The organism is Tardiphaga sp. (assembly GCF_044340795.1).
Taxonomy (GTDB): domain Bacteria; phylum Pseudomonadota; class Alphaproteobacteria; order Rhizobiales; family Xanthobacteraceae; genus Tardiphaga.
The window spans coordinates 1-7008 of sequence record NZ_JBIISY010000285.1 but is presented as its reverse complement, the minus strand read 5'-3'; the positions used below and the strand labels follow the sequence as shown (position 1 = coordinate 7008).

6 protein-coding genes are annotated in these 7008 nt (G+C 64.7%); 3 read left to right on the top strand and 3 right to left on the bottom strand.

Annotated elements, in window-relative coordinates; translation table 11 throughout:
* Positions 1-96: 96 nt before the first annotated feature.
* Positions 97-2178, bottom strand: coding sequence for a methyl-accepting chemotaxis protein (locus ACIQ17_RS28950; RefSeq protein ID WP_398472875.1), 2082 nt, complete (start codon positions 2176-2178; stop codon positions 97-99).
* A gap of 259 nt (positions 2179-2437) precedes the next feature.
* On the opposite strand from ACIQ17_RS28950, the gene ACIQ17_RS28945 reads away from it, so the two are divergent.
* Positions 2438-3220, top strand: a complete 783-nt coding sequence (locus ACIQ17_RS28945) for a DsbA family protein (RefSeq protein WP_398472874.1) — start codon at positions 2438-2440, stop codon at positions 3218-3220.
* Positions 3221-3375: 155 nt separating this feature from the next.
* Here ACIQ17_RS28945 and ACIQ17_RS28940 read toward each other — a convergent pair whose 3' ends face one another.
* Positions 3376-5394 carry a pyrroloquinoline quinone-dependent dehydrogenase gene (locus ACIQ17_RS28940; RefSeq protein WP_398472872.1) on the bottom strand — a complete coding sequence of 673 codons (2019 nt, stop codon included), beginning with the start codon at positions 5392-5394 and terminating at the stop codon, positions 3376-3378.
* A gap of 116 nt (positions 5395-5510) precedes the next feature.
* Positions 5511-5690 (bottom strand): hypothetical protein, encoded by a 180-nt coding sequence (locus tag ACIQ17_RS28935; protein WP_398472871.1) that lies wholly within the window; start codon positions 5688-5690, stop codon positions 5511-5513.
* A 150-nt stretch (positions 5691-5840) separates the two neighbouring features.
* Between ACIQ17_RS28935 and ACIQ17_RS28930 the strand changes: the two genes are divergently transcribed.
* Positions 5841-6074: a DUF6894 family protein gene (locus ACIQ17_RS28930; RefSeq protein WP_398472870.1), complete on the top strand. Its 234-nt coding sequence runs from the start codon at positions 5841-5843 to the stop codon at positions 6072-6074.
* Positions 6075-6226: 152 nt separating this feature from the next.
* Entirely contained in the window at positions 6227-6985 is a 759-nt protein-coding gene (locus tag ACIQ17_RS28925; protein ID WP_398472868.1) for a DUF1236 domain-containing protein, read from the top strand.
* The last annotated feature ends 23 nt before the right edge of the window (positions 6986-7008 follow it).

Genomic DNA, 7008 nt, shown 5'->3' with positions numbered 1-7008 from the left:
ATACCCATCACGGCCAAGCGCTGGTGGTGATGGGTATCGCTGCGCTCAACCCATCCTACGGCTATCGACGCAAAACGACGCGCCGATGAAACGGACTCACGCCGCGCGAACGGCGTTGAGGAAGTGTGAAATCCGCTGCGCGAGGTCCCCCGAGCGGGTCGAGAGATCGTCGGCCTTGGCGATCATGCGCAAGGCCGCGGCTTCCGCTTCGGACATCGCCGTGCTGACGGCGCCGACATTGGACGACACATCCTTGGTTCCGCTCGCCGCCTGCTGCGCATTCGCGGCGATCTCGCTGGTGGCTGTCCGCTGCTGGGTGACCGAGGCAGCGATGTCGGCGGTGACTGCATCGACGCGACCGATGGTCTGCGACACGCCCTTGATCGCCTGCACCACGGCGGCGGTCTCGGATTCAATGCTCGCGATCTGCGCGGTGATCTCGTCGGTGGCCTTGGCGGTCTGCGTGGCCAGTGCCTTCACCTCGCCGGCCACCACCGCAAAGCCCCTGCCCGCATCGCCAGCGCGTGCGGCCTCGATCGTGGCATTGAGGGCAAGGAGATTGGTCTGGCTGGCGATATCCTGGATGAACTTGATGATGTCGCCGATGCGCGCGACCGCGTGATCGAGGCCGACGATACGCTTGTCGGCATCGCCGACCTCACGCACGGCGTCGGCGGCGATGGTGGCGCAGGTCTCGAGCCGCTCGGCAATCGAGCTGACGGCGACGCTCATCTCTTCGGCGGCGCTGGCGATAGTGCTGACGCTTACCGACGCTTCCTCGGCACCGGCTGCGACGTTGGTGGCACGCTCGGATGAACCGCTGGCAAGACGCGAAGTGGCTTCGGCGTCGCGGCGAACATCGTCGCCGGCAGCACCGACGCCGTAGATCACTTCGGAGCTCGCCGTGTCGAATTCCATGGTGAGTGCCTCGATCCGCGCGGCGCGGGCTTCGCGGGCCTGTTGCTGGGCGCGGTGCTCGGCTTCGAGTCGCGCCGCCTCGATGGCGTTGATGCGCAGGGTTTCCAGCGCTTCGGCCATCTCGCCGATCTCGTCTCGGCGGCCGCGCGCGGGTACCTCGATCTCGCGATCGCCTTCGGCAAGCCGCGTGATCGCCTGGGTGGTTTCCACCAGCGGCTTCACCACGCGGCGGACGAACAGCATGGTGACGCCGACCACGAGCAGCCCGACCAGCACCATGCCGATGGCGACGATGGAGAGCTGGATCAGCGCCTGTCGCCGGGCGACGTCGGCGAGATCCTCGGCCTTGGTCATGACGGCGTCACGCACGGCCATGGCCGATTGCGCCGGCCCGACGAGACGCTTCAGCACGTCCTGGAACGAGACGCCGTAATCGGTGCCGGCCAGACCCTTTTTGGTCATCTCGGTGATGAACCCTTCGGTCTCGCCGAAGAACTTTGCTTCCGTGGATTTTACGGTGGCCGTGAGGCTGGCATCGTCGCCGAGTTGCGCGATGGTCGCCTGCAGGCGCGCCCACGCGTGACGGATTTCACCGGTGGCTTCGGAGACACCCTGAATGTCGGCCGTGGTCAGTCCCTTGCTGTTGCCGACGGCGCGGGTGAAATAGCTGGCGCGGCGGCCGGCGGCATCGCGCATGTCCCACGACAGGCGCGCGATCTGGATCAGGCTGCCGACGCTCTCATGCGCCGCCGCGGCATTGCGTTCGAGGCCGTTGACGACGCCATCCAGAACCGTCTGCAGCTGCAGCATCCGCGGCACATAGTCACGCAGCAGTGCGGCATCACGCTGGGCGCGCGGCTGCGGATAGGCGCGATCGAGCTGGCCGTAAATCTGGTTCAGGTCCTGCCCGATCTTGTCGAGGGCAGCGAGCGCGCGCTGGCGCTCGGGATAAGTGGTGGCGGCCACGGCAGCGCGGGCGGCGGAGAATTCGTCGCCCAGCGTCTTGCGAGCGGCAGCAATGGCGCTCAAGGCTGGCGCTGCGGCGGGCTGGTCGGCGATCAGTGCGACGTTTTGCGGGCCGCGACTGACCGACATCTGCTCGGTGGTGCGCAGCACGGCCGCCGTAGCCCGGGCGAGATGGCCGGCCTCGCTGGCATTGCGATAATCGCCCCACTGCTGGACGATGAAGACCGCGCCTGCGATGGCGATGATCGACGCCATGGCCGAGACGCACAGCATGAAAAGTACACGGACGCGCATGGAATCTTCTCCCTCAACCCCGTCCTTCTGTAGGCGAATATTCTTAATTCCGTGTCAAGAGAGGTATTCCTTTCAGGCATGGGCCTATGCCTTCGGGTGTCGCACCATTGTCAGGCACGCCTAACGCACCCCTCCAAACCCACGACGATTTGTCCGCGGATGGATTCATAAATTGCGCGTATTTTGGTTCACAATGCTAAGCAGCTTCCGACCGATTTGCCCGTCCCGCGAATCCTCCGCCTCAAAGGATCACGACCCCATGCGCACCTTCCGCCTTCTCGCTTCTGCCGCCGTGGCGCTTGCCCTGTGCGGCGCGCCGCTCAAAGCCTCGGCGCAGTCGGCAGCGCCTGCCTTCAACGATGCGCAGCGCGGCGAAATCCAGAAGATCATGAAGGACTACCTGCTGCAGCATCCGGAGATCCTGGAAGAAGTGTCGGCCGAGTTGCAGAAGCGCCAGGCCGCTGCCGAAGCCGAGAAGCACAAGGCGGCCGTGGCCGCCAATGCCAAGCTGATCTTCGACTCGCCGCGCGGTGTCACCATCGGCAACAAGGACGGCGACGTCACCTTCGTCGAATTCTTCGACTACAATTGCGGCTACTGCAAACGCGCCATGGAAGACATGGTGACGATCATGAAGGCCGACCCGAAGCTGAAGGTCGTGCTGAAGGAATTCCCGGTGCTTGGACCGGGCTCGGTCGAGGCCGCACAGGTCGCCGTCGCCGTCCGCATGCAGGATCCGACCGGCAAGAAGTATCTCGACTTCCACCAGAAGCTGCTCAGCGGCCGTGGCCAGGCCGACAAGGCGCGCTCGATGGCGGCCGCGAAGGAAGCCGGTCTCGACATGGCGAAGCTCGAGAAGGACATGGCGAGCCCGGAAGTGCGCGCCACCATCGAGGAAAACTTCAAGCTGGCCGAGAGCATGGGCATGAACGGCACGCCGAGCTATGTGATCGGCGACCAAGTGGTGATCGGCGCCGTCGGCGTCGAGGCGCTGAAGGAAAAGATCAATGTCGCACGCTGCGGCAAGGCCGCGTGCTCGTAACATACGAACGAAATTGCAGAGAAAAAAGCCGGCTGGAAACAGCCGGCTTTTTTGATGTGCGGAGTTCGTAGGATGGGTTGAGCGCAGCGATACCCATCACAACAAGCACCGAACTTGCGGTGATGGGTATCGCTCCGGCGCTGTCGCACCTGCGCTCAACCCATCCTACGGCGGCGGAGTATCTGGATGGTACCGAGCATCAGCAGCACGAGTAACACGCCGCTGACAATCGCCCCTGCCCGCAGCCTCCCGCCCGGACGATCGACATAGAGCGACCACCATGACGGCGCTTCGCCGTCGCGCGGCAGGCGGAACGCAACGACGCTGTCGCCGATGGAGGTGCCGGATTCCGAATGGCCGCCGGCGCCGATGACCACATACTGCTCGCCATTCAGCGTGTAGGTCATCGGGTTGGCGACCCCCGGCACCGGCAACCGGCCCTGCCACAGCTCCCGGCCATTGCTGGCATCGAAGGCGCGCAGATAGGAGTCCATCGCGCCGGTGAAGATGACGCCGCCTGCGGTTGCGACTACGCCGCTGACCAGGGGCGTGCCGGTGTTCAGCGCGAGGCCGAGCGGCGCGATGTCCTCGGTGGTGCCGACCTTGGACTCCCACAGGACCTTCCCGGCCTTGAGATCGACCGCGACCATGGCGCCCCAGGGCGGCGGATTGCAGGGCATGCCGAGCGGCGACGCCACCAGCGACCGGGTCATCGCAAAGGGCGCGCCGCGCTGCGGGCCGAAATCGGTGCCCGATGGCGGCTTGTAGTTCTGTGCCTGCGCGCGCGGGATCAGCGTGACGCGATGCGCCGCGCGGCTGGTATTGGCGATCAGTATCTGGCGCACGGGATCATAGGCCACGCCGCCCCAGTTGACGCCGCCGCCGGTCATGGGAAAGAGGATCGATCCCTCCGTGGAGGGCGGCGTGAACAGGCCGTCGTAACGGCCCGCCTTGAGTTGTTCGCCGCAGGCATCGCGATCCCAGAAAGTCAGGCCATACGGCTTGGTGCGATCGAGCTGCTGCGGGAGCAGCGGCGGCAGATGAGTCGGGAATGGCTGGGTCGGCGACAGGCTTTCGCCGGCGACGGGATTCTGCGGCACCGACCTTTCCTCGACAGGCCACAGCGGCTGGCCGGTGTCGCGATCCAACACGAGCACAAAACCCATCTTGGTAGCCTGGATCACCACATCGCGCGGCCCTGCGCCGATATCGATCCGCGCCAGTGTCGGCTGCGATGAGACGTCGTAGTCCCAGACATCGTGATGCACGGTCTGGAATGACCATGCGAGTTCGCCGCTATCGATCTTCAATGCGACGACAGAATTCGCATGTTTGTTGTCGCCAGGACGCTTGCCGCCAAAGAAGTCCGGGCTTGGCGACGAGGTCGGCAGAAAGACAAGCCCCCGCGCGGGATCGACGGTCATTGGCGCCCACACATTGGCGTGGCCGGCCTCGATACCGTCGCGGATCAGGGGATCGAAGGTCCAGCGCGGTTCGCCGGTGCGGGCATCGAAAGCACGGACGATGCCGCGCGGTGCATCCACCCGGCGATTGTCGGCAAAGGCCGAGCCGACCACCATCACATCGCGCGCGACGACCGGCGGCGACGTCACCTGGAATTCGCCGGCATATTCCAAGGGCGCGCCCGGGTCGAGCTTGACCTCGCCGGCCTTGCCGAAACCGGCACAGGGCTGCCCGGTCTTCGCGTCGAGGGCGATGACGCGCGCATCATTGGTGCCCATGAAGATCCGGCTAGCGCAGGCGGCGCCCGCCGCGACGCGATCATCACGCCAGTGGGTCACGCCGCGGCAGACCCAGCGATTGGCGGGCCTGACATCGGCGGGGACGCCGGGATCGTATCGCCAGCGCGCGCGTCCCGTGGCGGGATCGAGCGCGATCACCTCATTGAACGGCGTGCAGAAGATCAGGCTGTCCTCGACCAGCAGAGGCGTCGCTTCGAACTTGCTTCGGCGAAGTTGCTGTGGCGTGCGGGCGACGAGGTCACCGGTGTGGAACGTCCAGGCCTCGATCAGGCGGGGCGCGTTATCGGGGGTGATCTGGCCATGCGCAGAGAATCGCGTGCCGCCGGCATCGCCACCCCAGTGCTCCCATGCCACGGCGGGGGCCGCAATAAGCGCGGCAATCGCAGCAATTCCGGCAATCCAAACGCGCATTGACGACCCGCTCCGCGGCACCAGCCATCGCCGCGGGGCGCAGGTTATTAAAGTTGAACGGTTTGTCTATTGCAGCTCTTTGCCGCGCATGTGCCAAAGCGGAGCAGCGATACCTGTCAGGCGGCTTCGCCGGCCTCGTCGTCGGTGTCATGATCGAGCAACGACCGGCTGGGCTCAAAGCGCTCCAGCCTGCTGGTGGTGTTCTCGAGCACATTGGCGACAATGCCCGACATGGCCGTCTCGATCGGCGCGGCCTCGGAGATCTTCTGCACCATACGTTCGATGAACGCTGTCATGTCCTGACCCTCATTGCTGCACGCCAATGCACCAGCGCGAAGTTTAGTTCCCGCCATGCGGCGCCGGCATATGCCCCTGCTCGCCCCGCACGATCCGCGGAACAGGATTGAAGCCGCGGGCATTGGTGTGCCGGAGGATGGAGGCTGAAGATGCCAAAGTATCATTTTGAGATCGTCGATGGTTTCCGACTGGAAGATCCGATCGGCCAGGACTGCAACAGCGACACTCAGGCGCAAAGTATCGCGAAGGATATTGCCCGCCAGATCGCGGAAGACATCCAGCGCGACGATCAGGATCGCACCGTGGTGGTTCTCGATGACAGCGGTGCAGAAGTTTACAAGACGCCGATCGATTCCGATCCGGACACCAACTCCTCGGCCTGAACGCAGCATGAATGAGTCGCGTCAGCACATCTGACACAGTCCGGCCACGCTCAAAACATCGGCAAAGAAACTACACTTTCTCCGGAACATCCGCATGAGCGCTCCGTTGTCGGGCGGGCAATGCGAACACGACCACTGCGAGGAGAACCGAGATGAACAAGCGTTTATTTGCGACTGTCGCTGCTGCGGCCTTGATTGCCGGTACGAGTTTTGTGAGCGCCCAGAGCCCCGGCGGCGCTGGTGGTGCGGGCGCAGGTGGTGCCGGCGGCGGCGCGACCATGAGCCGTGAGGCCCCTGCGGGCGGCGGTGCAGCGGGCGGCGCAGCCGGTGGCGGTGCGTCCACGCGAGGTGGCGCCGAAGATCGTGCAGCACCGGCGGCAAACAGCGCGCCAAGCAAGCGCGATGAAGCGACCGACACGACCAACAAGTCCGAGCAGAAACAGCCTGCGACCAAGCAGACCCAGTCGGACGACAAGATGCAGCGCGATAACGGCAACCAGCGTGCCACCGATCAGACCCGCGATGGCGGCAAGAACGCGAAGGACATGAAGGCCGAGGACAAGAACAATCCGGCTGCGAATTCGAAGTCCACCGCCGACAGCAAGTCGACGACGACCGAGAAATCCACGACGACCACCGGTCAGGCCGCGGCCGGCGCCAAGCTCTCCACCGAGGAGCGCACCAAGGTGACCACCGTGGTGAAGCAGCAGAACATCAAGCCTGTGACCAATGTGAACTTCTCGATCAATGTCGGCACCCGCGTGCCGCGTGACGTTCACTTCCATCCGGTCCCGGCCGAGATCGTGACGATCCATCCGGCCTGGCGCGGTTTCAACCTGATCATTGTCAGCAACCAGATCGTGATCATCGATCCGGCCACCTATGAGATCGTGGCGGTCATCGACGCGTAAGCGGAACCATCAGACCAGCGGCG

Bases quoted from the DNA above. Each gene is read 5' to 3' on its own strand.
- ACIQ17_RS28940 (WP_398472872.1), bottom strand. From the start codon at position 5,394: ATGCGCGTTTGGATTGCCGGAATTGCTGCGATTGCCGCGCTTATTGCG.
- ACIQ17_RS28950 (WP_398472875.1), bottom strand. From the start codon at position 2,178: ATGCGCGTCCGTGTACTTTTCATGCTGTGCGTCTCGGCCATGGCGTCG.
- ACIQ17_RS28925 (WP_398472868.1), top strand. From the start codon at position 6,227: ATGAACAAGCGTTTATTTGCGACTGTCGCTGCTGCGGCCTTGATTGCC.
- ACIQ17_RS28945 (WP_398472874.1), top strand. From the start codon at position 2,438: ATGCGCACCTTCCGCCTTCTCGCTTCTGCCGCCGTGGCGCTTGCCCTG.
- ACIQ17_RS28935 (WP_398472871.1), bottom strand. From the start codon at position 5,690: ATGACAGCGTTCATCGAACGTATGGTGCAGAAGATCTCCGAGGCCGCG.
- ACIQ17_RS28930 (WP_398472870.1), top strand. From the start codon at position 5,841: ATGCCAAAGTATCATTTTGAGATCGTCGATGGTTTCCGACTGGAAGAT.